This is a genomic window from Cellulosimicrobium sp. KWT-B, from assembly GCF_002127155.1.
GTDB lineage: Bacteria > Actinomycetota > Actinomycetes > Actinomycetales > Cellulomonadaceae > Cellulosimicrobium > Cellulosimicrobium funkei.
The window spans coordinates 76616-102636 of record NZ_NEDO01000002.1 but is presented as its reverse complement, the minus strand read 5'-3'; the positions used below and the strand labels follow the sequence as shown (position 1 = coordinate 102636).

The window sequence follows — 26021 nt, the reverse complement described above, 5'->3', positions numbered from 1 at the left end:
GCAGGGCGGGACGGGCTTGGCCGGGGCGTGGGACGCGTGCCTATCATCGACCGACCCACAAGCACCCGGCGGGCCGTTGAGAGAGACGGAGGCCGGCGACAGATGGAGCAGCACGTGGCACTTGTCGTGCAGAAGTACGGCGGTTCGTCCGTCTCGGACGCCGAGAGCATCAAGCGGGTGGCCAAGCGCATCGCCGAGGCGAAGCGGGCCGGGAACGACGTCGTCGTCGTGGTCTCGGCGATGGGCGACACGACCGACGAGCTCATCGACCTCGCCCAGCAGGTCAGCCCTCTCCCTCCGCAGCGCGAGATGGACATCCTCCTCACCGCGGGCGAGCGCATCTCGATGTCGCTGCTCGCGATGGCGATCACGAGCCTCGGCGTGAAGGCGAAGTCGTTCACCGGGCAGCAGGCCGGTCTCATCACCGACGCGGTGCACGGCAAGGCGCGCATCGTCGACGTCGTCCCGACGCGCGTGCGCGAGACCCTCGACCGCGGCCAGGTCGCGATCGTCGCGGGGTTCCAGGGCGTGACGCAGTCGACGAACGACGTGACGACGCTCGGCCGCGGCGGGTCGGACACGACCGCCGTCGCGCTCGCGGCCGGTCTCGACGCCGACGTGTGCGAGATCTACACCGACGTGGACGGCGTGTTCACGGCCGACCCGCGCATCGTGCCGTCCGCGCGCAAGATCGACCGCATCACCTACGAGGAGATGCTCGAGATGGCGGCGAGCGGCGCGAAGGTCCTCGCGCTGCGCTGCGTCGAGTACGGCCGCCGGTACGGCGTCCCCATCCACGTGCGCTCGTCCTTCAGCGGCAAGGACGGCACGTTCGTCAGCGCGGACGCGTACACCGCGCGCCCCGGCGCGAGCGCCGCCTCCCCGGCCGGCACCGCCGGCAGCACCGCAGACCTTCCCGAGGAGACCGTCATGGAAGACCCGATCATCTCCGGCGTCGCGCACGACCGCAGCGAGGCCAAGATCACCGTCGTCGGCGTGCCTGACGTCCCGGGCACGGCCGCCCGGATCTTCGAGGTCGTCGCGGGCTCGGGCGTGAACATCGACATGATCGTGCAGAACGTGTCGGCAGCCCGAACGGGCCTCACCGACATCTCGTTCTCCCTCCCCGAGGGCGACGGCCCGGCCGCGATGTCCGCCCTCTCGGCGCTGCAGGCCGAGATCGGGTTCGACTCGCTCCAGTTCGACGACCAGATCGGCAAGCTCTCGCTCGTCGGCGCCGGCATGAAGTCGCACCCCGGCGTCTCCGCGAAGCTCTTCGGCGCGCTGCGCGACGCGGGCATCAACATCGAGATGATCTCCACCTCGGAGATCCGCATCTCCGTCGTCACGCGCGAGGACTCGCTCGACGACGCGGTGCGTGCCGTGCACTCCGCCTTCGAGCTCGACGCCGCCGACGGCGAGGCCGTCGTCTACGCCGGCACCGGCCGCTGACCCGACGCAGGAGAGGACCCACCATGAGCACCCAGAGCACCCCCGGTCTGCACCTCGCCGTCGTCGGCGCGACCGGCCAGGTCGGCGCGGTCATGCGCCGCCTCCTCGAGGAGCGCGACCTGCCCGTCGCGAGCATCCGCTACTTCGCGTCGGCGCGCTCCGCCGGGTCGACGCTCCCGTGGCGCGGGACCGACGTCGTCGTGGAGGACGTCGCCGCGACCCCGACCGAGGACCTGCGCGGGATCGACGTCGCGCTCTTCTCCGCGGGCGGCGCGACGTCGAAGGCGCAGGCCGAGCGGTTCGCCGCCGCGGGCGCCGTCGTCATCGACAACTCCTCCGCGTGGCGCATGGACCCCGACGTCCCGCTCGTCGTCTCGGAGGTGAACCCGGGCGCGCTGCGCGAGGCGCGCAAGGGCATCATCGCCAACCCCAACTGCACGACGATGGCCGCGATGCCCGTCCTCAAGCCGCTCGCGGACGAGGCTGGGCTGGAGCGCCTGGTCGTCGCGACGTACCAGGCCGTCTCCGGGGCTGGGCTCGCCGGTGCGGAGGAGCTGCGCGCCCAGGCCGTCGCGGGCGCGGCGGCCGAGGGCACGGGCGCCGGGCTCGTCGGGCTCGTGCACGACGGCGGCGCGGTCGCCTTCCCCGAGCCCACCGTCTTCCCGCGCAACGTCGCGTTCAACGTCGTCCCGCTCGCCGGGTCGATCGTCGACGACGGGCAGGAGGAGACGGACGAGGAGAAGAAGCTCCGCAACGAGTCCCGCAAGATCCTCGGGCTGCCCGAGCTCGCCGTCGCGGGCACGTGCGTGCGCGTCCCCGTGTTCACCGGGCACTCGCTCGCGATCCACGCCGAGTTCGGCGCCGCGATCACGCCCGACCGGGCGCGCGAGATCCTCGCCGCCGCCCCCGGCGTCGCGCTCGCGGACGTCCCGAACCCGCTGGAGGCGGCCGGCAAGGACCCGTCGTTCGTCGGTCGCGTCCGCACCGACCAGTCGGTGCCGGGCGGACGCGGCCTCGTGCTGTTCGTCTCGAACGACAACCTCCGCAAGGGCGCCGCGCTCAACGCGGTCCAGCTCGCCGAGCTCGTCGCGCAGGACCTCGACGGCGTCCGCGCCGCGTTCGCCCCCGCCCTCGCGAGGTAGAGCCCCGGTCCGCGAGGTAGAGCCCCGGTCGCGCGAGGTAGAGCCCTGGTCGTGACCAGGGCTCTACCTCGCGAGCCGGGGGTGTCAGCGGGGTGCGCTCAGCCCTCGACGAGCCGGGCCATGTCGTCGCCGTCCGCGAGGCCCACGATGTTGCCGGCCGGGTCGGTGAACCAGGCGCCGTCGCCGCCCTCCATGAAGCCGCGCGCGATCCCCTTCTCGTCCTGGTCGAACCCTTCGTAGCGCTCGAACGTCACGCCCTTCGCGGTGAGCTCGTCGACGACCTGGTCCACGTCGTCGACGGTGAGGTGCATGACCGTGAAGGCGGCCGGCCGATGGTCCTCCTTCGGGTAGACGAACACGTCCGAGCCGCCGCCGAGGTGGAGCACCAGACCGTTCCCGCCGTCGAGTGCCGTGACGGGGAGCCCGAGGGTGTCCCCGTAGAACGCGCGCGCTGCGTCGAGGTCGTCCGCCGAGAAGCTGGAGAACCCGCGCCTGATGGTGACCATCGTTGCCTCACTCCTTCGGGACCGCCGGCGGCCGGAGGGCGGGGCCCGCCGCGGACGCCGGATCCTCCCAGCGTCCCACCGCCGGCCCGCCGTGGGTACCGCCCCGGGCGGGTGAAGGGAGCGGGTCAGGGCGAGCGTGCGGGCGCGGGGCGGGTCCCGAGCGTCGGTGCGAGCACCCACAGCGCCGTGGCGGCGAGCACGTGCCAGACGGCGTGCCCCGGGAGCGCGAGGCCGAGCGCGCCGTCGGCGTCGCACAGCGGCCAGCCCGGGCGGGTCAGGGTCCCCGCGGTGCCGCCGACGGCGAGCAGCACGAGCGCGGCGACCGTGCGGCGTCGGACGGCGGGCCGTCGCCACGCGCGCGCGGCGCTCGCGGCCACGGCGACGCCCGCCGCGACCACCTGGGCGGCGGTAGACGCCGAGACCGAGACCGCCGCGAGCACGACCCCGAGCAGGGTCGGCGCGAGCCACCACCACGTCCGCAGGCGACGCCCGGTGAGGTCCGCGACGGCGTCGGCGCCGACGAGCGCGAGGGCCCCGAGCAGCGGCGGGTCGTGCGCGACGGGGTTCCACGAGGGCGACGGGCCGTGCTGCACCACGGAGCCCACCCCGATGAGGACGACGAGCACCCCGAAGGTCACGCGGAGGCGCGACGCCGCACCCACGGCGTCGGTCACGCCCGGGGCCGGGTGCGTCCCGGTTCCGGACCGCCGCGCCGCCACCACGACAGCCGCGCCGGCCAGGACGAACGCGAGGCTCGTCCACGTGCTCAGCGGCTCGGCCCAGGGCGTCCCGCCCGCGAGCTCGCACGCTCCGCCCACCCCGCCTCCTCCGCCTGGCAGCCCGCCGGACCGGCGCGACCGGCACCGGCCCTGGCATCGACGTCCCCATCGTTCCGCCCGGCGCCGGTCGCCGCGCGTCCGGACGAGGGGTTGCGCCCGGTGGTCCATCTGTGGTTCATTACTCAAGTAATGAACCGCAGAACGCGCGAGGCGGGAGAGGATGGGCCCCATGTTCGACGGACCTGAACCCATCTACCTCCAGATCGCGCAGATGATCCGTGCGCAGGTGCTCGCGGGGGAGCTCGCGGAGGAGGAGCAGGTCATGTCCACGACGCAGTTCGCGACGACGTTCCGGATCAACCCGGCGACGGCGGCCAAGGCGTTCGCCGGCCTCGTCGACGAGGGCGTCCTCTACAAGCGGCGCGGGCTCGGCATGTTCGTCGCACCCGGCGCGCGCGAGCGGCTGCTCGCCGAGCACCGCGCGCGGTTCTTCGAGGAGGTCCTCGACCCCGCGCTGGCGCAGGCGGACCTCCTGGACATCCCGGCCGCCGAGATCGTCGAGCACGTCCTCGGCCGCCCGCGGCCCGCCGGTCCCGGGACCGGCGACGCACCCCGTACCGGCCCCGCCACCGACCCCACCCCGAGGTGAGACCCGTGACCGCCCGGCCCACCAGCCACCCCACCGACCACCCCGCCCCGACCGCGCCCTTCGGCGCCGAGGTGCGCGACGTCGTCGTGCGGTACTCCCGCGGCGACGACCCCGCGCTCGACGGCGCGACCCTGACGATCCGGCCCGGCGTCATCACCGGCCTCCTGGGCCGCAACGGCGCCGGCAAGACGACGCTCGCCGCCCTGCTGGCCGCGTTCCGGCGCCCGACGTCGGGCACGGTCCGCGTCGGCCCGGACGGCGAGCTCGAGGACCCGTTCGAGAACGTCTGGGCGACGATGCACACCCAGCTCGTGCGCGAGAGCGGCGACGTGGGGGAGTCCGACAAGGCGCGCGACACGCTCGAGTACTACGCCGACGTGCGCCCGCACTGGGACGCCGACCTCGCCGGGCGCCTCCTCGACACGTTCGAGGTGGACGTCCGCAAGAAGCCCAACGAGCTCTCGCGCGGCAAGCGCTCGGCGCTCGGGGCGGTCGTCGGGCTCGCCGCCCGCGCGCCCCTGACGATCTTCGACGAGGTCTACCTCGGCATGGACGCCCCGAGCCGCTACGCGTTCTACGACGCGCTCGTCGCGGACTACGCCGAGCACCCGCGCACGATCCTGCTCTCGAGCCACCTGATCGCCGAGGTCGAGCGGCTCTTCGAGGACGTCGTGATCATCGACCGCGGGCGGGTCCTGCTCGCCGAGAACGCCGACGACGTCCGCGCGCGCGGCGTCAGCCTCACCGGGCCGGCGGACGTGGTCGAGCGCCACACCGCGGGCCGGGAGGTGCTCGCCCGGCAGCGGCTGGGGAGCACGGCCCAGGTCACCCTCTTCGGCACGTTCGCCCCCGACGAGCGGGCCGCGGCCGCCGCGGCCGGGCTCGAGGTCGGGTCGGTGCCCGTCCAGGACCTGTTCGTCCACCTCACGCGCACCGACCGCACCGAGGACGGCGCGCTCGCCCGCACCCGCACGCAGGAGGCACGATGACCGCCACGACCCCGCGCTCCGCGGAGCGCCGCGCGCTCGAGAAGGCCGCCCACCGGCGCGGCGTCCGCGCCGTCGCCTGGTACTTCATCGGCGGCACCTGGTACGTCGGCGTGTGGTTCTGGCTCATCGCGCTCGCCATCGGGGCCCTCGTCCTGTGGATCATGCTGCGCAACGACGACGTGAGCATCGAGGGCGTGGGCGGCGTCGCGGGCTCCGCGAAGTTCTTCCTCTTCGTCATGGGCATCCTCCTGCCGCTCATGACGATCGCGCTGCACGTCGCTGCCGGCGGCACGCGGCGGTCGTACACGCACGGCCTGTGGATCGGCGCCGCCGTCTCCGGGCTCACGTTCGGGATCGCGACCGCGCTCGTGCGGTGGGCGGAGTGGGCGCTGTTCCGCCAGGCCGGCTGGCCGACGGAGCAGGACCTCACGCAGCTCTACGCGGACGGGTCCGAGGTCGGGCTCATGATCCTCGTCGAGGGCACGTTCTGCGTCGTCTACTACCTCGCGGGCATGGTCGTCGCCGCGGGCTTCTACGGCTTCGGGTTCCTGCGCGGCGTGCTGCTCGTCGTCGCGTCGCTCGCGACCGTCGTGGTGAGCGAGGTGTTCCTGCGCTCCGGGTTCTTCGGCCACGCGCTCTCGCGCGTCGTCGGTCTCGACGGCACCCCCGTCTGGCTCGCCGTGCTCGGCGGGCTCGTCGGGGTCGTGCTCGCCGCACTGCTCCTGCGCGTCGTCCTGCGGGGCGTCGCGATCCGTCCGGTCGAGTTCGCGGGCACCGCGAGCGCCTGACCGGCAGCACCCTCCCGACCGCACTCCCACCCTTCCGGGCGGCGCACGGCGCCGTCCGTGGGTGCCGCACACCCTCCTGGAGGTCACCATGAGCACCGCAGCACCGCCCCCCGGCGGCACGACGGCGACGTCGCCCGCCCCGCCCGCCGGCCGCACGGCCGGGCCCGCCCCGGTCGTCGAGATCCGGAACCTGCGCAAGACCTACCCGGGGCCGCAGGGTTCCGGCACGCGCACCGTCGCGGTCGAGGACGTGAGCCTCACCGTCCGGCCGGGCGAGATCTTCGGCATCCTCGGGCCCAACGGGGCCGGCAAGACGACGACCGTCGAGTGCCTCGCCGGGCTGCGCCAGGCCGACGGCGGCACGGTGCGCGTGCTCGGCGTCGACCCGCAGGCCGACCCCGCCGCGGTGCGCGACGTCGTCGGCGTCCAGCTCCAGGAGGCCGCGCTCAACGAGAAGATCACGGTCGAGGAGGCGATGCGGCTCTTCGCGTCGTTCTACGCGTCGCCCGGCGACGTGGAGGAGCTCCTCGACCTGCTCGACCTCGCCGCGCACCGGCGCGTCGCGTTCGCCAAGCTCTCGGGCGGGCAGAAGCAGCGCTTGTCGATCGCGCTCGCGCTCGTGGGGAACCCGCGCGTCGCGATCCTCGACGAGCTGACCACCGGGCTGGACCCGGCGGCCCGCCGCGCGACGTGGGAGCTCGTCGAGCGCGTGCGCGACCGCGGTGTGACGATCCTGCTCGTCACGCACTTCATGGACGAGGCGGAGCGCCTGTGCGACCGGCTCGTCATCATCGACCGCGGCCGGGTCGTCGCGCAGGGCACGCCCGCGGAGCTCGTGGACTCCGTCGACGCGTCGCGGACCGTGCGCCTGCGCGTGCCGTCCGCGGACCACGACCTCGCGCTGCACACGATCGCGGGGCTCGCGGACGTCGAGCGCGTCGAGGCGTCGCCGACCGGCGGGCGCGAGATCGAGGTCACGGGCTCCCGGCGGGTGCTGCCCGCCGTCGTGCTCGCGCTCGCCGAGCACGAGGTCGTGCCCGACGACGTCCGGACCGTCTCCCGCACGCTCGAGGACGTCTTCGTGGCCGTGACCGGCCGCACCTACGACCCGGACGCGACCGACGCCTCGGACGCGACCGACGCCCGGCCGACCCGAGGGGAGTCCCGATGACCGCCACGACCCTGACCCCGCCCGCCGCGCCCGTCCGCCGCAGCAGCGGCTGGCGCGGGTTCGGCGTCCTGCTCGCCACGGAGGCGCGGCTCTGGCTGCGCGACCCGGGGACGGTGTTCTTCGCCCTCGTGTTCCCGACCGTCCTGCTCGTCGGGGTCGGGTTCGCCATCCCCGGGATGCGCGTGCCGATCGAGGACGCACCCCCGCCGTGGGGCGGGCTCACGCCCGTCGCGCTCTACGCTCCCGTGGTGCTCGCCGCCGCGATCGCGACCCCGGCCCTGACGACCATGCCGGTCTACTTCGCCACGTTCCGCGAGAAGGGCCTGCTGCGGCGGCTGTCGACGACGCCCATGCGCCCGCAGGGGATCGTCGTCGCGCACCTCGTCATCAACCTCGTGGCCGTCGTGGTCGCGTCGGCCGTCGCGCTCGTCGTCGGGCAGCTCGTGTTCGGCCTGCCGGCGCCGCAGAACGCGGCGACGGTCGTGCTCGCGTTCGTCCTCGGCGTCGCGTCGATGTACGCGCTCGGCACCCTCGTCGCGGCGCGCGCACCCAAGGCGAGCACGGCGTCCGCGATCGGGACGCTCATCTACTTCCCGCTCCTGTTCCTCTCCGGGCTGTGGACACCGGGGCCGATGATGCCGGAGGCCGTCGCGCAGGTCGGCAGGTTCACGCCGCTCGGCGCCGCGTCGCAGGCGATGACGGCGGGGTGGTTCGAGGAGGGCTTCCCCACCGTGCAGGTGGTCGTCATGGTCGTGTGGACGGCCGTGCTCCTGCCGCTCGGCATCCGGCTGTTCCGCTGGAGCTGAGGCGGGACGGACCGCGGGGCCGGGCCTCGGCCCCGTCCGGGCCGCAGCTCTGTCTGGCCCGGGCCGCGGCCCGGCGCCCGCGGGCGTGGCCGCCGGAGCGCCCCTAGCCTGACCGGCATGAAGCCCTTCCTGCTGCTGGCGTCCCGGGCGGAGGACCCGGCCGCGGACGGCGAGCACGCGGCGGTGCTGCGTCACTCCGGCCTCGCGCCGCACGAGCTGCACCGCGTGCGGATGGAGGCGGGCCCGCTGCCGGCGATCGACCTCGACGCGTACTCGGGGGTGATCGTCGGCGGCAGCCCGTTCGACTCGTCGCGGCCCGAGGCGGAGAAGTCGGCGACGCAGCGCCGGGTCGAGCGCGAGCTCGCGCCGCTCCTGGACGAGATCGTCGAGCGCGACGTCCCGTTCCTCGGGGCGTGCTACGGCGTCGGGACGCTCGGCCTGCACGAGGGCGCGGTGCTGGACGACACGTACGCCGAGCCGATCTCGCCCGCGACGATCCGGCTCACCCCGGAGGGCCGGGCCGACCCGCTGCTCGCGGGCCTGCCCGACGCGTTCGAGGCGTACGTGGGCCACAAGGAGGCGGTGCGGGAGCTGCCGCCGCACGCGGTGCTGCTCGCGACGTCGGACGCGTGCCCGGTGCAGATGTTCCGCGTCAAGGAGAACCTCTACGCGACGCAGTTCCACCCGGAGCTCGACCTCGAGGGGATCCTCACGCGCATCGGCGTCTACCGGGACTACGGCTACTTCCCGCCCGAGGCCGCGGGCGACGTCGAGGCGGCCGTCCGGCGCGGCGACGTCCGGGAACCCCACCGGATCCTCGCCACCTTCGTCCACCGCTACGCAACCGACTGAGATCGAGCCGGTCCTCGCAGGTCGAGCAGGTGGTCGTGGTCCGTCCTGCCGCCAGGACGGACCACGACCACCTGCTCGGCGGAGCGGGTCAGCGGGTGGCCGGGGCCGGGTGGGGGGTGTCGGCGGGTGCCGGGTCGGCCGCTGCCTCCGCCGCTACGGCGCGGCGGTGCGCCCGCACCGACCAGACGACGGCGGCGGCCCAGACGACCGCGACGAGCGCCAGCACGACGCCCTGGACCGCGCCGCTCGCGTCGACCCAGTCGGAGCGCAGCAGCGTGCGGACGTTGGTGAGCACGATGACGCCGCCCACGGCCGAGCCGAGGATCCGGGGCGGGAGCATCCGCACGAGCCAGGCCGCGATCGGCGCGGCGACGAGCCCACCGAGGAGGAGCGCCACGACCCACGTCAGGTCGATCCCCTGCGAGCCGAGCGACAGGAGGAACCCGAGCGACGCGGCGACCGCGACGAGGAACTCGCTCGTGTCGATGGACCCGATGACCTTGCGGGGCTCGATCCGGCCCGACGCGAGCAGGGCGGGCGTGCCCACCGGGCCCCAGCCGCCGCCGCCCGTGGCGTCGACGAAGCCGGCCACGAGACCGAGCGGCGCGAGGAATCGCTTGCGCAGCGGCAGCCCGAGGCGACCCGTCGGCAGCCCGGCGAACGTGAAGCGCGAGAGCACGTAGAGGCCGAGCGCGAGGAGCAGCAGCGACATGACGGGGGCGGCGACCTCGGTCGACAGGTTCGCGAGGAACGTCGCGCCCGCGAACGCCCCGAGCGCGCCCGGCACGCCGATGCGCAGCACGACCTTCCAGTCGACGTTCCCGAACCGCCAGTGCGCCGCGCCGGACGCGAGCGTCGTCCCGATCTCCGCGAGGTGGATCGTCGCCGACGCCGCCGCGGGGTTCGTCCCGATCGCGAGCAGGAGCGTCGTGGACGTCACGCCGTACGCCATGCCGAGGCTGCCGTCGACGAGCTGGGCGCCGAGGCCCACGAGGGCCAGCAGGACGAGGGTCCGCACCGGGGCCTCCTTGCTCGGGCCGTCGGGAGGATCCCGACGTGTCCTGACAAGGTTGACCGGGCGGGTCCACTATGTGAAGCGCCGCCCGCATCGTGGGCCAGTGTTAACGGCAGCCTCCCGTCAGGGGTTCTCCCACGCGTCGGCGCGGGCGGCGAGCGCGTGCACGTCGTCGGGCAGGTCGCGGCGCACGACGTCGTCGATCGTCACGCGGTCCAGCACGTCGCGGACGCTCGCGCGCAGGGCGATCCACACCTCGAGCAGGCCCGCCGCGGAGCCGTCGTACTCCAGGCTCGGGGGGCGCTCGTCGCGGACCGTGACGAGCGGGCCGTCCACCGCGCGGAAGACGTCGGCGAGCGTCACCTCGGACGCCGGGCGCGCGAGGCGGTGGCCGCCGGAGCGCCCGCGGACGCTCGCGACGATCCCGGCCCGGCGCAGGTCGCCGAGGATCCGTTCGAGGAAGCTCACCGGGAGGCCCTGACCTGTCGCGAGGTCCTCCGCCCGCACCGGGTCGCCGTGCGGCGACGCCGCGAGCTCGGCGCACGCCCGCACCGCATAGTCCGCCTTCGCCGAGACACGCATGAGGACATTGTGCCGTGCGCGGGTCTCACCCCGGGGCGCCGCTGCCCCTCGCGACCCCTTCCCCCCTACGCTGTGACGCGTGGACGTGCACGAGCGCAACAACGTGCGGGTCATGGGGGCGCAGGACGGCCCGACGATGGTCTTCGCGCACGGTTTCGGCTGCGACCAGTCGATGTGGCGCTTCGTCGCGCCCGCGTTCGCGACGGACCACCGGGTCGTGCTGTTCGACCACTCGGGCTGCGGGGCGTCGCACCCGACCGCGCACGACGCCGTCCGGCACGCCGACCTCGCGGGCTACGCCGCGGACGTGGTGGAGATCGTGGAGGCGGTGGGGCAGGGGGACGAGCACGGGGACGGGCGCGAGCCCGTGGTGCTCGTCGGCCACTCGGTGAGCGCCGTGATCGCGCTGCTCGCGGCGGCCGACCGCCCGGACCTGTTCGACCGGCTGGTGCTCGTGGGCCCGAGCCCGCGGTACGTCGACGACGACGGCTACCGGGGCGGGTTCACCGCCGAGGAGATCGACGAGCTCCTGGAGACGATGGACGCGAACTACCTCGGCTGGACGCAGGTCATGGCGCCCGTGATCGCCGGGAACCCGGACCGCCCGGCGCTCGGTGACGAGCTGGCCGCGGTGTTCCGGCGCAACGACCCGGCGGTCGCCCGGCAGTTCGCGCGCGCGACGTTCCTCGGCGACAACCGGGCGGACCTGGCGCGCGTGCACACGCGGAGCCTCGTGGTGCAGAGCCGGGAGGACGTCATCGCGCCGCCCGAGGTGGGCCGCTACGTGCACGAGCACCTGCCGGGCAGCGACCTCGTCGTCATCGACTCGGTGGGGCACTGCCCGAACCTCTCGCACCCGGACCTCCTCGTGCGCGCGATGCGCGACTGGCTGGGCGCCGCCTGATGGCGATGTCCCGGGCCGAGCGCTGGGCGCTCGCCCCCGTCGCGCTGCTCCTCCTCGACACCGAGGCGCGCGTCCTCGACGCCAACGACGAGTTCCTGCGGACGATCGAGGTCCCGGACGTCGAGGCGGTCGCGGGCCGCCGGCTGGCGGACCTGCTCACGGTGGGCGGGCGCATCTTCTGGGAGACGCACGTCGGTCCGCGCCTGCACATCGAGGGCCGCGTGGACGAGGTCGCGGTCGAGCTCCGCACGCCCGGGGGCCGCGAGCCCGTGCTGCTCACGGCGATCGAGCGCGAGGCGCGCGGCGAGCGGCTGATCGAGGTCGCGATGCTCGGCGCGCGCGAGCGGTCGCGCTTCGAGCACGAGCTCGTCGAGGCGCGCCGCGCGGCGGAGGAGGCGGAGCGCCGGGTGCGGCTTCTGCACGGCGTCGCGGCCGACCTCGCGAGCGTCGCCGGTCTCGACGGCGTCGCGTGGGTCCTGCTCCGCGCGGCCGTGACGATGCTGGGCGCGGGCGACGCCGCGCTGTGGACGGCGCAGGAGCGCGGCCCGCTGCGGCGGTGGGGCGGCGCCGTCGGCGTCCTGGCGCCGTCGATCGACGAGCTCGCCGAGGCGACCGTGCGGGACGACGGGACGGTCGTCGTGCCGCTGCGGACCGCGGGCGCGCTGCTCGGCGTGCTCGCGCTCGAACCACGTCGCGCCGCGGGCTCCGACCCCGTCGACCTGGGCACCGCCGCCGCCGCGGGCCAGCTCGCCGCGCTCGCGCTCTCGCGCGCGCGGGTCCACGAGCAGAGCGTCTCGGTCGCGAGCGAGCTCCAGGGCGCGATGCTCTCGGACGGGATCGTCGCCGACCCGCAGGTCGAGGTCTCGGCGTGCTACCGCCCGGGCGTCCACGACCTCCAGGTCGGCGGCGACTGGTACGACACCTTCCGGGTCGCGCCCGACGTCGTCGCGCTCAGCGTGGGGGACGTCGTCGGGCGCGGGCTCAAGGCGGCGACGTCGATGGGGCAGCTGCGCACCGCCGTCCGGGCCGCGTCCGACACGGGGCTGCCGCCGGAGGAGGTGGTCGAGCGCGTCGACCGCTTCGTCGACCGGACGGGCACGGGCTTCATGGCGAGCCTCGTGTACGGGGAGCTCGACCTGCGCGCCGGGGTGCTGCGCTACACGTGCGCGGGCCACCTGCCGCCCCTGCTCGTGCGCGCGGGCGGCTCCGCGGCGTACCTGTGGGAGGCGCGGTCGACGCCGCTGGGCGTGCGGGGCACGACGCCGCGCGTCGCCAAGGCCGTGCGGCTCGCCCCGGGCGACCTGCTGCTGCTCTTCACGGACGGCGTGGTCGAGCGCCGCGACCGGCCGCTCGCGCTCGCGCTCGACGAGCTCGCGGACGTCGTCACGCGCGCCCTCGACGTCGGCCTGCGCGACGACCGGCTGCTGGAGGCCGTCGTCTCGCGCGCTCCGGAGGACGACGACGCGTGCCTGCTCGCGGTGCGCTGGCTCGGCCCCGCCACGGACGGGAGGGCGCCGGTGCCCGACGCGCCGGCCGCCGCGTCAGCGGACGAAGAACGGGGCGGCTGAGGGATCGGCGAGCCGCGCGAGGGCGTGGCCGAGGCGCTCGGTCGACGAGCGCGCGACGTCGTCGGGCAGGGCGTCCGGGGCGAACCACGCGACGGCGAGGGACTCGTCGTCCGCGACGTGCGCCGCCGCGGCGGCCTCCGGCGACACCGGGCGGCACAGGAACGCCAGGTCGAGGTACTGCGACCGGTCGCCGTTCGGGTACTCCATCGGCTCCGTGACCGTCACGGCGACGAGCGCGTCCACCACGACCTCGACGCCCGTCTCTTCCAGCACCTCGCGCGCGAGACCGACCGCCGGGTCCTCGCCCGGCTCGAGGATCCCGCTGATCACGGCCCACTGGCCGGAGTCGGCGCGCTGCCCGAGCAGCACGCGGCCGACGTCGTCCACGACGACGCCCGACACCCCCGGCATCCACAGCAGGTCGGTCCCGACACGGGAGCGGAGGGCGGCGACGAAGTCGGGGATCGGCATGCCCCGAGCGTAGGCGCTCCCCGACCGGCCCGTGAGACGGGCCGTCCGCCCCTCGGAGCCGCTGTGCTACGGTCGGCTCGTGACTTCTCAGTGGTATTGGCGCTTTACGCAGGCTCCCGGTGGGGCCGTGCGGGCGTCAGCCTGACCACAGATCACCACCCGGAGCCAGCACAGGGCCTTGGACGCGGACCGCGTCCGGGCCCTTCGTCGTGAGACGGGCCGCTCCGGGACCACGGGCGGCAGCAGGCCGGTGGAGCGCCGCTGGGCATCCCGACTCACGGCGTTCCCAGACCCCGCCGCACAGACCAGGAGCCCCCGTGACCAGCACCACCACCACCTCGCCCGAGACCGCGACGACCGACGGCGCGACGAGTACCGTCGACCCCGTGGACAGCCCCGAGCTCCAGGCCCGCACCAGCGACCTGCGGGTCCGCGCGCTCGACGCCCTCCCCGCCCCGCGCGCCATGCTCGCCGACCTGCCCCTCGGCGCGACGCGCAGCGACCTCGTGACGACGTCGCGCCGCGAGGTCCGTGACGTCCTCGCGGGCGACGACGACCGTCTCCTCGTCATCGTCGGCCCCTGCTCGGTGCACGACCCCGAGGCCGCGCTCGAGTACGCGGGGCGCCTGGCCGCCGTCGCGCACGAGCTCGCGGACGACCTCATGGTCGTCATGCGCGTCTACTTCGAGAAGCCGCGCACGACCGTGGGCTGGAAGGGCCTCATCAACGACCCGCACCTCGACGGGTCGCACGACGTGCACCACGGCCTGCGCCTCGCGCGCGAGGTGCTGCTCGGCGTCCTCGACGCCGGCGTCCCGGCCGCGTGCGAGTTCCTCGAGCCGACGAGCCCGCAGTACATCGCGGACGCGGTGTCGTGGGGCGCGATCGGCGCGCGCAACGCCGAGTCGCAGGTGCACCGCCAGCTCGCCTCGGGCCTGTCCATGCCCGTCGGGTTCAAGAACGCGACCGACGGCGACGTGCAGATCGCGGTCGACGGCTGCATCACCGCGGCGAGCGAGCACACGTTCTTCGGCATGGACTCGCTCGGCCGGGCCGCCGCCGTGGAGACCGCGGGCAACCCCGACTGCCACGTCATCCTGCGCGGCGGGCGCTCGGGCCCCAACTACGGGGCCGACGACGTCGCGGCGGCGCTCGCGGTCGCACGCACCTCGGGCCGCGGCGGGGTCACGGAGCACGGGCTCGTCGTCGACGCGTCGCACGGCAACTCCGGCAAGAGCCACGTGCGCCAGGCGGAGGTCGTGCGCGAGGTCTCCGCGCGGCTCGCCGAGGGCGAGCAGGGCATCACGGGCCTCATGATGGAGAGCTTCCTCGTGGCGGGTGCGCAGAAGCCCGCGCCGAGCGGCCTCGTCTACGGGCAGTCCGTCACGGACGCGTGCATCGACTGGGACACGACGGCCGACCTCCTGCAGGAGCTCGCGGCGGCGGTCCGCGCCCGGCGCGCGCTCTGAGCGGTGCCCGCGGGGCGAGGACCCATCCGTCCGCGCGTCGGCGCCGAACCCAGGGTGTCCCGGACGGACCGGGACGGCGCTGGCGACGGGAGGTCGGGTGCCGAGAGCCGTGGTCGACGCGCCGCAGCGCGTGCGGGAGGCGCCCGTGCTGCACACTGACCGGGTGCCACCTCCCGTGACGACGAACCCGGCGGTCGACGCCGCCCTCGCGGCGTGCGCCGGCGGCGACCCCGCCGCGTTCGCGCCCGTCTACGACGCGCTCGCGCCGGTCGCGTACGGCACGTGCCTGGGGGTCCTGCGGGACCCGGACCACGCGGCGGAGGTCGTGCAGGAGGTGATGGTGGAGGTGTGGCAGACGGCGGCGCGCTACGACGCGACCCGCGGCTCGGCGCGGACCTGGGTCGCCACGCTCGCCCGGCGGCGCGCGGTGGACCGTGTGCGGGCCGAGCAGGCGCGCCGCGACCGCGACCAGCGCGACGTGGACGCCTCGACGGCCGCGGCACCGCGGGACGTGGTGGTGGAGGACGTCGAGCGACGTCTCGAGGGCGCGGCCGTGCGGCGGTGCCTGGACTCGCTCACGGCGACGCAGCGGGAGGCGGTCGTGCAGGCGTACTACGGCGGGCTCACCTACCGGGAGGTCGCGGAGCGGCTCGACGCCGCGCTGCCGACCGTGAAGTCCCGCATCCGGGACGGGCTCCTGCGGCTCCGCGACTGCCTGGGGGTGCGTCGTGGCTGACCCGACCACGCCCCGCGGCGACGGCGAGCACGACCGCCCGGACGTCCGCGACCTGCTCCCCGCCTACGCGCTCGACGCGGTGGACGACGTCGAGCGTCGCGCCGTCGAGCGCCTGCTCGCGGCCGATCCCGACGCGCGGCGCGCGCTCGACGAGTACCGCGACGTCGTGGCGGCGTTCGCGGTCGAGAGCGCCCCGCCGCCCGCGCTGCGCGACGCCGTCCTGGCCCGGGTGGCCGCGTCCGCGGACCCGGTCCCGTCCGCCGGGGAGAGCGCGGGGGGCGTCGTCGTCGACCTCGCGGCCGCGCGCCGCGCCCGCCGTCGGCGCTGGACCGGGCTCGCGGCGGCGGTAGCCGCGGTGGTCGCGGTGGCCGTCCCGACGACGGTCGCGGTCCGCGCGACGCAGGAGCAGTCCCGCCTGGAGGCGCGCGCGGACGCGATCGAGCGCATGCTCGCCGACCCCGACGCGACGATCCTGCACGGCGACGTGGCGGGCGGCGGGCAGGCGTCCGTCCTCGCGGCGGGCGACGACATGTACTTCCGCGCGTCCGACCTGCCGGACGCGGGCGACGACCGCGACTACCAGCTCTGGGTGGTCGAGCCCGACGGCGCCGTCGTCTCGGCGGGCGTCCTCGACGTCCAGGACGGCAGCACGTCCCGGCTCGTCCAGGGCGAGCCGGGCGTCGGCATGGCGGTGACGGTCGAGCCGGCGGGCGGCTCGGAGCAGCCCACGACGGACCCGGTGGTCGCGCTCGTCGGCTGAGCGCCGCGGCCCGGAGGGGTCGGGACGCGCGCGGGAAGACTCGTGCCGATCCCGACCCATCCACCCGGGCCAGCGCTCCGAACCCTCGGCATGAAGCCCCGCACCGGCGGGGCGACGACCCGAGGAGAGACCGATGAACGTTCGCACCCGCACGTCGTACGCCGTCGCCGGCATCGCCACGCTCGCCGTGCTCGGCCTGTCCGCGTGCAGCTCGGACTCGGACACGGGGTCCGACTCGACGACGACCGACTCCCAGTCCGACACCATGACGGACGACTCGACGTCCGACGACATGACCGACGACTCGACCGAGGGCTCGGACGACATGGCGGCCGACCCCGCCGCGAACCTCGTGGGCCCCGGCTGTGCCGCCTACGCGGAGCAGGTGCCCGAGGGCGCCGGGTCGATCACGGGCATGTCGACCGACCCCGTCGCCGTGGCGGCGTCGAACAACCCGCTGCTCACGACGCTCACCGCGGCCGTCTCGGGTGAGCTCAACCCGGACGTCAACCTCGTCGACACGCTCAACGGCGGCGAGTTCACCGTGTTCGCCCCCGTCGACGACGCGTTCGCGAAGATCGACGCCGCGACGCTCGAGTCGCTGAAGACGGACTCCGACACGCTGACGAAGATCCTCACGTACCACGTGGTGCCCGGCCAGCTCACGCCCGACCAGGTCGTCGGCGAGCACGAGACCGTCGAGGGCGGCACGGTCGAGGTGACCGGCTCGGGCGACGAGCTCATGGTCAACGACGCGGCCGTCGTGTGCGGTGGCGTGATGACGCAGAACGCGACCGTGTACCTCGTCGACTCGGTGCTCATGCCGACCATGTGACCCTCCCGGCGCGTCCAGAAGCGGGCGCGGTGGACCCGCGCGAGCGGGTCCCGACGGCCCCGACCGGACGGTCGGGGCCGTCGTCGTGCGCCCGGCGACGTGCGCTCGGCGCGTGGCGGACCCATCCGCGAGGGCCGCCGGTCCGAACCCCGGGCATGGAGACGCTCATCGTCATCGGCCTGCTCGGGGGACTCATCACGGGGATCTCGCCGTGCATCCTGCCCATGCTGCCCGTCATCTTCTTCGCGGGCGGCGTGCAGGGCGCGCGCACGGGGGAGGCGCCGTCGGGCACCGCGGAGACCGGGACGGGCGGCGTCTCCCCGGGGCTGTTCGCGGGCGTCCCGGACGCGGTCCGCGTCGGCGGTCGCCCGGCCGGGGCGCTGCGCGGCCGGGGTGGCCCGGTCGGCGCGCAGGAGACCGGGGCGCGCGAGGTCGCGGCGCGGCCGACGCGCGGCGGGACGCTCGCCCTCGACCTGTCGACGGGGGACCCGGCGGAGCCCGCTACCCCGGCCGACGGCGGGCCCGGGCGCCGCGCGTCGCGGCGGGCCGCGCGCCGCTCGTGGCGCCCCTACCTCGTCATCGCGGGCCTGGTCCTCAGCTTCAGTGTCTTCACGCTCCTCGGCTCCCTCCTGCTGACCGCGCTCGGGCTCCCGCAGGACCTGCTGCGCTGGGCGGGCATCGTCCTCCTCGTCGCGATCGGCGTGGGGATGATCGTGCCGCGCGTCGAGGAGGTCCTGGAGCGGCCGTTCCGGCGGGTCGCGGCGCTCGGGGCACGACGCGGCGCCGCCCGTCAGGACCGCGGGGCGTTCGTGCTCGGCCTCGGCCTCGGCGTGCTGTACGTGCCGTGCGCCGGGCCCGTCCTGGCGGCGATCACCGTGGCCGGAGCGACGGGGAACATCGGCCCGGGCACCGTCGCCCTCACGGTGTCGTTCGCGGTCGGGGCGGCGATCCCGCTCCTGGTCTTCGCGCTCGCGGGGCGCCGCGTCGCGGAGCGGGTCCGCGGGTTCCAGCGGCACACGCGCGGCATCCGCGTCACGGGCGGCGTCGTGATGATCGCGCTCGCGGGCGCGCTCGCGCTGAACCTCCCCGCCGCGCTCCAGCGCGCCCTGCCCGACTACACGGGCGCGCTCCAGCAGCGGGTCGACGAGAACGACGCCGTGCGCGAGGCGCTCGACCTCGGCGGGCTCGTCACCGACGAGAACCGCGAGCTGTCGAACTGCTCGAACGGCGCGCCCGTGCTGGAGGACTGCGGCACCGCCCCGGAGCTGCGCGGCATCGACACGTGGCTCAACACCCCGGGCGGCGAGGCGCTGACGCTCGAGGGGCTGCGCGGCAAGGTCGTGCTCGTCGACTTCTGGACCTACTCCTGCATCAACTGCCAGCGCGCGATCCCGCACGTCAACGCCTGGTACGACCGCTACCGCGACGTCGGCGCGGGGTTCGAGGTCATCGGGGTCCACACGCCCGAGTTCGCGTTCGAGCGCGAGACGCGCAACGTCGTCGCCGGCGCGCAGGACCTCGGCGTCACCTACCCCGTGGCCCAGGATAACGCCTACGCGACCTGGACCGCCTACCGGAACCGCTACTGGCCCGCGCAGTACCTCGTCGACGCCGACGGGACCGTGCGCCACATCCGCTTCGGGGAGGGTGGGTACGAGGACACCGAGCGCCTGGTGCGCGAGCTCCTCGAGGACGCGAACCCGGGCGTGGAGCTGCCCGAGCCCACCGCCGTCGGCGACACCACGCCGCAGGACGAGACGACGCCCGAGACCTACTTCTCCATCAAGCGCGTGGTCAACTACGCGGGCGAGCCGCGCTACGCCGCGGGGCAGCAGGACTTCACGCTCGCCGACGACCAGCGGCAGGACACGTTCTCGCTCGGCGGCACGTGGGACGTCGACTTCCAGGGCGCGACCGCGGTGTCCGACGACGCGCGCGTGCGCCTCGCGTACCGCTCGACCGACGTGTTCACGGTGCTCGGCGGCGAGGGCACCGTCACCGCCCGTGTCACGACGGACGGGCGGACCACGACCCGCGAGATCGACGTCTCCGGCAGCCCGACGCTCTACCCCGTCCTGGATGGCGACGGCCCGACGGAAGGGCTCGTCGAGCTCGACGTCCCGCCCGGTGTTCAGGTGTTCACCGCGACGTTCGGGTGATCGCGGGCCGGTCCGCGACCGGACGCCGGCGCCGCGCGCCGCGGTGTCGCAGGGCGGGTGTACATTTCCGGCATCTGCCGTGGGACGACCTGGTCGAGGACGACCGGAGCATGCGGCGAGCACCTCGCCGACGACGGCGAGCGGGTGATCGGGGGAGACGTGGGACGAACGACGCGGAGGACCATGGGCGCGCTGCTGGGCGCCGTGCTGGCCCTCTCCGGTCTGACGGCGGGCGCCGCCGCGGCGAGCGCAGGACCGCTGCCGGCCGGTGTGGTCGGCGAGGACGGCGCGCGCGTCGTCCTCGCGGGGGACGGCGCCGCGCGGACGGTGCTGCGGTCGGCGCTGCCGCGGTCGGCGTCCGGGTACGGGTTCACGGGCGGGCAGGCCGTCGGCGGGTGCGATTCCGGTCTCCTGTGCGCGGTCCTGGGCGAGACCCGCGTCGCGTGGGACTTCACGGACGCGATCGGCTCGGCGGTGCCCGCGGGCGCGACCGTCACCGGGGCGACGCTCCGGACGTCGGGCGTGCAGGGTGCGCAGTGCCGTACCGCGCCGGTCACGGCGCACGGGGTGGGCGCGGTGGTGCGGTCGAGCACGTGGGCGAACCACGCCTCGACGTGGGGCGCCGCCGTCGCCTCGGCCGCCTCGGCGGGGCGCTGCGACCGCTGGGGCGCGGTGTCCTGGGACGTCACCGCGCCCGTCGCGGAGGCGGTCGCGTCCGGCGGCCCCGTCGCGCTCGGCCTCTCCGGTGCACGGTCCGGGCTGGCGGTGCTCGGTGCGGGGACGGCGCTCGAGCTCGAGCTCGCGCCTGCCGCAGGGGCGACCGCGACCGCGCTCGGGACCGCGGACCCCGAGAGCGCGTGCGTGACGGGCGAGGGCCGCCCGGCCGTGCGGTCGAGCACGCCGACGCTCCGGGCGGAGCTCTCCGGCGAGGGGTCCGGGCCGCTCCTCGCTCGGTTCGCCCTGCAGGACGTCGCGACGGGCGCCGAGCTGTGGACGGCGGAGACGCCGCCGCAGTCCCCGGGGACGGTCGCGTCGGTGGTGGTGCCGTCGGGTCTGCTGCAACACGACGGCGTGTACTCGTGGGAGGCACGAGCGGCCACGGCGGACGGAGGGGCCTGGAGCGAGGCGAGCAGCTGCGAGTTCGTCGCCGACCTCGTGCGGCCCGAGCGGGAGCCCGTGATCACGCCCGTCGAGGGTGAGCCCGCGGTCTACCGGGAGGGTGCGACGTCCGGGGGTGTCGGCGTGCGCGGCGCGTTCGTGCTGTCCACCGACGAGCCCGGGGTCGTGGCGATCCGCTACTCGTTCGACTCGGACGCGCTCGACCGTTCGGCGGAGCCGGGCGAGCGGGTCGAGTTCACGCCGACGTCGAGCGGGAGCCACCGGATCTCCGCGCAGGCGGTCGACGCCGCCGGGGCGACGGGCCCGGTGCGCCTCTACCGGTTCTCCGTGGCGAGCGCGGCGCCGGTGCGCTGGGCGTTCTCCGAGGGCGCGGGGCCGGAGGCGCGAGACGCCTCGGGCAGCCGCTCGCTCACGCTCGCCCACGACGGCATGTGGGGTCGCGGTTACCTCGCGGACTTCGGCATGGACCCGTCGGACGGCGCGCTCGTCATCGCCGACGACGCGTCCGCCGCCTGGTCCGCGACTCCCGTGGCGCCGACGGGCGGGGCCTTCTCCGTCGGGGCGACCGTGCGGGCCGACGCGACCGGGGCGACGCGTGCCGCGGTGAGCCAGGCGGGTGACCGGGCGAGCGCGTTCTCCCTGGGCGTGCGGCACGACGCCGCGTGCGGGACGGCGTCCGGCACGTGCTGGGCGTTCTGGACGGCGGACGGCGACGCCGACGGCTCGGCGTCGACCGTCGCGCTCTCGGGCGTCGACGTGAAGCCCGGGGCGTGGGTGCGGCTGACGGGCGTGCGGGACGCCGCCGCGGGCGACCTGCGCCTCTACGTCTGCGAGATCGGCTCGGTGGACGACCCGGGCGCGGGCGAGACGACGCTCGCTGGGACTGCCGCGACCACGAGCCCGGGCTGGCCGTCGAGCGGTGCGCTCCAGGTGGGTCGGGCGCAGCGCGACGGCACGTGGACGGACCACTGGCGGGGCGCGGTCGACCGGCTTTCGGTCGTCGACGGCGTGCAGTCGGGGAGCCAGATGGCTCGGGAGTGCCTGAGCTGACGCTCCCGGGGTCCGTCGGCAGGCCGCCGACGGACCCCGCACCCCGCGTGCGTTCTCGTCACCCCGCCCACGCGGGCGCCCACGACCCGATCGTCGCGGTCCCGCCGCCGAGCAGGTCGAGGCCGTCCCCGACGCCGGGGATCCCTGCGAGCCCGACGACCGACTCGGGGTCTCCCGGGTGCGGGGCCACGAGCAGCGTCGTGACGAGCGGCGGGTCGTCCGCCGTCGACCCGCCCCGCCACGAGAGCGCGGCCCAGGCGGTGGCGCCCGGCGCGAGAGTGATCGGGGCGAGGCCGTCGTCGTCCGGCTCGAGGAGCACGTCCGTCTCCGAGCCGTCGTCGGCGACGAAGCGGACCGCGGGCGCGCCCGCGAGGACGCACTCCGCGGTGCCGTCGTTGCGGGCCGTGACGGTGAGGAACCGGCGCCCCGCCGCGGCGTCGAACCCGAGGGCCCCGAGCGTGAGGTCGCCGGGGGCGCACGCGCCCGCGGGGCGCGTCCCGGTCGTCGGTGCGGCGGCTCCCGCGACGAACCCGGAGCGCGTCGCGGACGCGCCGCCGTCGGTCGAGCCGTGGACCTGGTACGCGAGCACGGGTCCGGAGTAGGCCGCGCCGTCGAGCGTGCGCGCGACGACGGCCGCGTCGCCCGAGGTGATCACCGTGAGCAGGGGGTTCTGCGGGAACGTGTCGCGGACGGCGTCGTGCACGACCTGCGTCACCGCGGGTTCCGCGGCGACGTCGACCAGGAGCGTGAGCAGGGCGTCGTCGGGGACGGTGAGCCCGTCGCCGCCGTAGGTGCCGACGCCGGAGCCCTCGACGCCGAGGCTCGTCACCCCGCGGCCCTCGGCGCGCACGAGCGCGGCGGCCGGGACGAGGTCCCCGGCCGTGCCGACGTCGACCGACGCGGACCCCGGCGACAGGAACACGCGGCGCACGGGGTCGTGGGCGACGAGGCGCACGGCGTCGGCGACGGCGTCGGCCCCGAGGAGCTCAGGGCGTGGCTCCCCGGTGGCCGGGTCGACGCCGCGGTCGGTGTCCGCGCCGGGGCCGTGCGCGACGGCGAACGTCCCGCCGGCCGCGCCCGTGCCCTCGACGCGGAGCGACCAGGCACCACCGCCGGGCACGGCGGCGACGATCGCGCTCGCGTCGTCGGCGGTGCGCTGCGCCTCCTCGGGTGTCGGCAGCGGGCTGACCAGCGTGACGCGCGCGGACTCGCCCGCGGTCCCCAGGGCCTCCACGCCCGCGACGCCGGGCAGCGCCCGCAGCCGCGCCGCGACGGCCTCGCGGTCGCTCTCGGGGGAGGTCGGCGCAGGCGTCGCGCCGGGTGCGGGGGTCGTCGAGGCGACCGACGAGGTGGCCGGGGCGGGCTGCTCGGCCGCGGTGCGCAGCGCCGCCGGCCCGACGACGGCCGCCACCACCGCGAGGACGCCGCCCACGCCCGCGGCGGCCACCGCGACGAGGGGGCCGCGCCGTCGGGCCCGTGGCGGGGCCGTCCCGGCGCCGGGGTCGGTTGCGGGCTCGGGGGAGGGTGTGCCGTCGTCGTCCACGGCCGTGACCGTACCGGTCACCGCCACCGTGCGGGGTGGCGCGCCGACGTCCTCCCCAGGGTCCGCCCGGCGTCTTCACCGTGCCAGGGCCTACCCGGGGCGACGCGCGGGGGAACCGGTCTTTTCGGCGCATCGCCGGACGAGCCGGGCGCGTACCGGCCCCGCGCTTTTACCAGGACTCCTGCTGACGGGCAACATCTGGCATGATCCGGCCATGACAGTGCGGACGGCTGCGGAGCTCGCTGCGGTCGACGACCCGGCGTGGCCGACGCTCTCGCGCATGCTGGGTCGCGGCGGCGTCGAGGTCGTGCCCGCGCCGGCCTGGTCGCTCGAGGTCCTCTACCGGCTCCAGGTCACCGTCCGCTCGACCCTCGGCGCGCTCGCCCTGCACACCGGCGGGGTCCTCGTCGACGGCGGCTGGCTCCGGATCATCGGCGGGGGCGGGGCCGGGCTGCCGGACCTCGCGACCGTCAACGGCCTCGGCGAGCCGGGCGAGGACAGCGTCGCGCCGTCCGTCCTCGTCGTCGCGTACGACGTGCTCGGCGGCACGTTCGCGATCAACGGCGGCGGGCTCCCCGGCCCGCTCGGCAACGTCCACTACTTCGCGCCCGGCTCGCTCTCCTGGCTCGACCTCGGGTTCGGCCAGGCGGCGTTCCTCGAGTGGTCCGTGAGCGGCGGGACCGCCGAGTTCTACGCGCCCGTGCGCTGGCCCGGCTGGTACGACGAGATCGGCACCGTGCGCCTCGACGAGGGGCTGAGCGTCTACCCGCCCCTGTGGTCGGAGGAGGGGCGCGACGTCGCCCGGTCGTCGCGCACGCCCGTGCCGCTCGGCGAGCTCGTGGACTGGCACTTCGAGATGGCCGAGCGCATGGCCCCGGTCGACGACTACGTGCGCGACGCCGACGAGCACCTCGACGGCTACGGCGCCTGGCCTACGGACGGCTACCGGCCCTGAGCCCCGGTCACGCCCTGGTCATGCCGGGTCCGCGTCGAGGAGGTCGGCGCGCACCGTCCCCAGCTTGTCGGGGTTGCGCACGACGTCGATCGCGGCGACCCGCCCCCCGACGACCGTGAACGCGATCACCGTGAGCACGCCGGTCCCGTCGCGCAGGAGCAGCCCCGGTGCGCCGTTGACGTCGACCACGCGCACGGCCTCGGGCGGCCGGCGCAGGTAGCTGAGCAGCACGGGACCTGCCGTCCCCGCCCCGCGCACGGTGTGCCGCAGCGCGCGAACCTTGCCGCCGCCGTCGCCCCGCAGCACGACGTCCGGGTCGAGCACCGCGAGCAGGGCCGGCAGGTCGGCGTCCGAGCAGGCCGCGACGAACGCCTCGACGGCGCGCGCCTGCTCGGCGCGCGTCGTGGTCCCGCGCGGCCGCCCCGCCTCCACGTCCTTGCGGGCTCGCGCCGCGAGCTGGCGGACGGCGGCCGGCGAGCGCCCGACGACGTCGCCCACCTCGTCGAACGGCAGCCCGAACACGTCGTGGAGCACGAACGCGACGCGCTGCGCGGGGGAGAGGCGCTCGAGCACGACGAGGAGGGCCATGCTCACCTCCTCGTCGAGCGTCACGCGGTCGGCCGGGTCCGCCGCGTCGACGACGCCCGCGGCGACCGGCGAGGCGGCGCCGGGGGTCGTCACGACCGGCTCCGGCAGCCACGTCCCGACGTAGCGCTCGCGGCGCGCCCGCGCGCTCCCGAGCACGTCGAGCGCGAGCCGCCCGACCGTCGTCGTGAGCCAGGCCGCGAGGTTGCGGATCGAGCCCGCGTCCTGGGTGCGCAGCCGCAGCCACGCGTCCTGGACGCAGTCCTCGGCGTCGGACCAGGAGCCGGTCGTCGTGTACGCGAGCCGCAGGAGGCGCGGGCGCTCGGCCTCGAACGCGCGCGCGAGGTCGTCCGCGGCCGGGCCGGTCACCGGGCCGCCGCCCGCTCGGCGCGCTGCGCGGCGAGCCAGTCGCGGAACGTCGTGGTGCCGCGCACGTCGGGCTGCGGGTCGGTGAGGCCGCCGGCGCGCAGCGCGCGGCCGAGCGCGCCGGGGAGCGGCACCCGGACGGGGACGGCGCGCGAGCCGGTGGCGTCGCGCCAGGCGCGCGCCAGGTCGCGCAGGTCGACCACCTCGGGACCCGCGACGGTCGTGGTGCCGCCGAGCGGGTCGCGCACGGCCGCGTCGGCGACGGCGGCGCCGACCTCGGCGGCCGCGACCGGTTGGACCGGGGCGCGCAGCAGCGGCACGACGCCCCGGCGTGCCGCGGCCCCGAGCGTCGCGGCGACGAGCTCGTGGAACTGGGTCGCGGCGACGACCGTCCACGGCACGCCCCCGTCCGCGACCTCGCGCTCCTGCGCGACCTTGGCGGCGTAGTAGGCCATCGGCACATCGTGGCACCCGACCACCGACACGAGCACGTGGTGCCGCACCTCCGCGTCGCGCTCGGCGGCGAGCAGGCGCCGCGTGCCGTCGACGACCGCCGCGCGCACGTGCCGCAGCGACGTCGCGGTGTTGCTCGCGTCGACCACGACGTCGACGCCGTCGAGCGCCGCGGCGAGACCTGCGCCCGTCGTGAGGTCGACGGGGTGCTCCCGCGCGTGCCTGCTCAGCGCCCGCACCTCGTGGCCGCGCGCGGCCAGCCCCGCCACGACGTGCCGACCGACGGTTCCCGTCCCACCCACCACAGCGATCCTCAT

At 75.8% G+C, this 26021-nt stretch carries 25 protein-coding genes; 17 read left to right on the top strand and 8 right to left on the bottom strand.

Annotated features, from left to right (window positions below; translation table 11 throughout):
* Positions 1-114: 114 nt before the first annotated feature.
* Both B9L22_RS06660 and B9L22_RS06655 read left to right on the top strand, forming a co-directional pair.
* A complete protein-coding gene (locus B9L22_RS06660; protein ID WP_086150183.1) occupies positions 115-1452 on the top strand; it encodes an aspartate kinase in 1338 nt (445 codons plus the stop codon).
* Positions 1453-1475: 23 nt separating this feature from the next.
* Entirely contained in the window at positions 1476-2594 is a 1119-nt protein-coding gene (locus B9L22_RS06655) for an aspartate-semialdehyde dehydrogenase (RefSeq protein ID WP_086149768.1), read from the top strand.
* 98 nt (positions 2595-2692) lie between these two features.
* Here the strand turns inward: B9L22_RS06655 and B9L22_RS06650 are convergent, their stop codons facing one another.
* Both B9L22_RS06650 and B9L22_RS06645 read right to left on the bottom strand, forming a co-directional pair.
* On the bottom strand, positions 2693-3100 hold the full coding sequence (locus B9L22_RS06650; protein WP_085387301.1) for a VOC family protein: 408 nt from the start codon (positions 3098-3100) through the stop codon (positions 2693-2695).
* A 125-nt stretch (positions 3101-3225) separates the two neighbouring features.
* Positions 3226-3918, bottom strand: a complete 693-nt coding sequence (locus B9L22_RS06645) for a hypothetical protein (protein WP_086149767.1) — start codon at positions 3916-3918, stop codon at positions 3226-3228.
* A gap of 190 nt (positions 3919-4108) precedes the next feature.
* Here B9L22_RS06645 and B9L22_RS06640 point away from each other — a divergent pair, with 190 nt between their 5' ends.
* The 6 genes from B9L22_RS06640 (at position 4109) to B9L22_RS06615 (ending at position 9134) form a co-directional block, all read left to right on the top strand.
* Positions 4109-4528, top strand: coding sequence for a GntR family transcriptional regulator (locus B9L22_RS06640; protein WP_086149766.1), 420 nt, complete (start codon positions 4109-4111; stop codon positions 4526-4528).
* A gap of 5 nt (positions 4529-4533) precedes the next feature.
* Entirely contained in the window at positions 4534-5517 is a 984-nt protein-coding gene (locus B9L22_RS06635; RefSeq protein WP_086149765.1) for an ATP-binding cassette domain-containing protein, read from the top strand.
* The gene (locus B9L22_RS06630) at positions 5514-6305 is read left to right on the top strand and encodes a hypothetical protein (protein ID WP_043654391.1); all 792 of its coding nucleotides are present in this window, start codon (positions 5514-5516) and stop codon (positions 6303-6305) included. The genes B9L22_RS06635 and B9L22_RS06630 overlap by 4 nt, the downstream gene beginning before the upstream one ends.
* Before the next feature lie 88 nt (positions 6306-6393).
* A complete protein-coding gene (locus tag B9L22_RS06625; RefSeq protein ID WP_086150182.1) occupies positions 6394-7476 on the top strand; it encodes an ABC transporter ATP-binding protein in 1083 nt (360 codons plus the stop codon).
* Positions 7473-8282: an ABC transporter permease gene (locus B9L22_RS06620; protein ID WP_086149764.1), complete on the top strand. Its 810-nt coding sequence runs from the start codon at positions 7473-7475 to the stop codon at positions 8280-8282. The genes B9L22_RS06625 and B9L22_RS06620 overlap by 4 nt, the downstream gene beginning before the upstream one ends.
* 117 nt (positions 8283-8399) lie before the next feature.
* Entirely contained in the window at positions 8400-9134 is a 735-nt protein-coding gene (locus tag B9L22_RS06615) for a glutamine amidotransferase (RefSeq protein ID WP_086149763.1), read from the top strand.
* A gap of 88 nt (positions 9135-9222) precedes the next feature.
* Here the strand turns inward: B9L22_RS06615 and B9L22_RS06610 are convergent, their stop codons facing one another.
* Both B9L22_RS06610 and B9L22_RS06605 read right to left on the bottom strand, forming a co-directional pair.
* Positions 9223-10152, bottom strand: coding sequence for a sulfite exporter TauE/SafE family protein (locus B9L22_RS06610; protein ID WP_086149762.1), 930 nt, complete (start codon positions 10150-10152; stop codon positions 9223-9225).
* Between the two features lie 120 nt (positions 10153-10272).
* Positions 10273-10731: an Rrf2 family transcriptional regulator gene (locus tag B9L22_RS06605; protein ID WP_034652034.1), complete on the bottom strand. Its 459-nt coding sequence runs from the start codon at positions 10729-10731 to the stop codon at positions 10273-10275.
* 79 nt (positions 10732-10810) lie between these two features.
* Between B9L22_RS06605 and B9L22_RS06600 the strand changes: the two genes are divergently transcribed.
* Positions 10811-11635 carry an alpha/beta fold hydrolase gene (locus tag B9L22_RS06600; protein ID WP_086149761.1) on the top strand — a complete coding sequence of 275 codons (825 nt, stop codon included), beginning with the start codon at positions 10811-10813 and terminating at the stop codon, positions 11633-11635.
* The gene (locus B9L22_RS06595) at positions 11635-13203 is read left to right on the top strand and encodes a PP2C family protein-serine/threonine phosphatase (RefSeq protein WP_086149760.1); all 1569 of its coding nucleotides are present in this window, start codon (positions 11635-11637) and stop codon (positions 13201-13203) included. The genes B9L22_RS06600 and B9L22_RS06595 overlap by 1 nt, the downstream gene beginning before the upstream one ends.
* On the opposite strand, the gene B9L22_RS06590 is transcribed toward B9L22_RS06595, so the two are convergent.
* The gene (locus B9L22_RS06590; protein ID WP_086149759.1) at positions 13177-13674 is read right to left on the bottom strand and encodes an NUDIX domain-containing protein; all 498 of its coding nucleotides are present in this window, start codon (positions 13672-13674) and stop codon (positions 13177-13179) included. The genes B9L22_RS06595 and B9L22_RS06590 overlap by 27 nt on opposite strands.
* A 386-nt stretch (positions 13675-14060) precedes the next feature.
* Between B9L22_RS06590 and B9L22_RS06585 the strand changes: the two genes are divergently transcribed.
* The 6 genes from B9L22_RS06585 (at position 14061) to B9L22_RS06560 (ending at position 21802) form a co-directional block, all read left to right on the top strand.
* Positions 14061-15143: a 3-deoxy-7-phosphoheptulonate synthase gene (locus B9L22_RS06585; RefSeq protein ID WP_034652063.1), complete on the top strand. Its 1083-nt coding sequence runs from the start codon at positions 14061-14063 to the stop codon at positions 15141-15143.
* 163 nt (positions 15144-15306) lie between these two features.
* Entirely contained in the window at positions 15307-15879 is a 573-nt protein-coding gene (gene sigK / locus B9L22_RS06580) for an ECF RNA polymerase sigma factor SigK (protein WP_085951324.1), read from the top strand.
* Entirely contained in the window at positions 15872-16639 is a 768-nt protein-coding gene (locus B9L22_RS06575; RefSeq protein ID WP_086149758.1) for an anti-sigma factor domain-containing protein, read from the top strand. Before sigK ends, B9L22_RS06575 begins: the two co-directional genes overlap by 8 nt.
* A 133-nt stretch (positions 16640-16772) precedes the next feature.
* A complete protein-coding gene (locus B9L22_RS06570; protein WP_086149757.1) occupies positions 16773-17474 on the top strand; it encodes a fasciclin domain-containing protein in 702 nt (233 codons plus the stop codon).
* 155 nt (positions 17475-17629) lie between these two features.
* Complete coding sequence (locus tag B9L22_RS06565) at positions 17630-19633, top strand: cytochrome c biogenesis protein DipZ (RefSeq protein WP_143317137.1); 2004 nt, start codon at positions 17630-17632, stop codon at positions 19631-19633.
* Between the two features lie 183 nt (positions 19634-19816).
* A complete protein-coding gene (locus tag B9L22_RS06560; RefSeq protein WP_086149756.1) occupies positions 19817-21802 on the top strand; it encodes a LamG-like jellyroll fold domain-containing protein in 1986 nt (661 codons plus the stop codon).
* Between the two features lie 58 nt (positions 21803-21860).
* On the opposite strand, the gene B9L22_RS06555 is transcribed toward B9L22_RS06560, so the two are convergent.
* Positions 21861-23345, bottom strand: coding sequence for a DUF4232 domain-containing protein (locus B9L22_RS06555; protein ID WP_143317135.1), 1485 nt, complete (start codon positions 23343-23345; stop codon positions 21861-21863).
* 214 nt (positions 23346-23559) lie between these two features.
* Here B9L22_RS06555 and B9L22_RS06550 point away from each other — a divergent pair, with 214 nt between their 5' ends.
* Positions 23560-24300 (top strand): DUF2625 family protein, encoded by a 741-nt coding sequence (locus B9L22_RS06550; protein WP_081600369.1) that lies wholly within the window; start codon positions 23560-23562, stop codon positions 24298-24300.
* A gap of 18 nt (positions 24301-24318) precedes the next feature.
* Here the strand turns inward: B9L22_RS06550 and sigJ are convergent, their stop codons facing one another.
* Together sigJ and B9L22_RS06540 are read right to left on the bottom strand one after the other, a co-directional pair.
* Positions 24319-25254, bottom strand: coding sequence for an RNA polymerase sigma factor SigJ (gene sigJ, locus B9L22_RS06545; protein WP_086149754.1), 936 nt, complete (start codon positions 25252-25254; stop codon positions 24319-24321).
* On the bottom strand, positions 25251-26006 hold the full coding sequence (locus B9L22_RS06540; protein ID WP_198947242.1) for an SDR family oxidoreductase: 756 nt from the start codon (positions 26004-26006) through the stop codon (positions 25251-25253). The genes sigJ and B9L22_RS06540 overlap by 4 nt, the downstream gene beginning before the upstream one ends.
* Positions 26007-26021 lie beyond the last annotated feature (15 nt).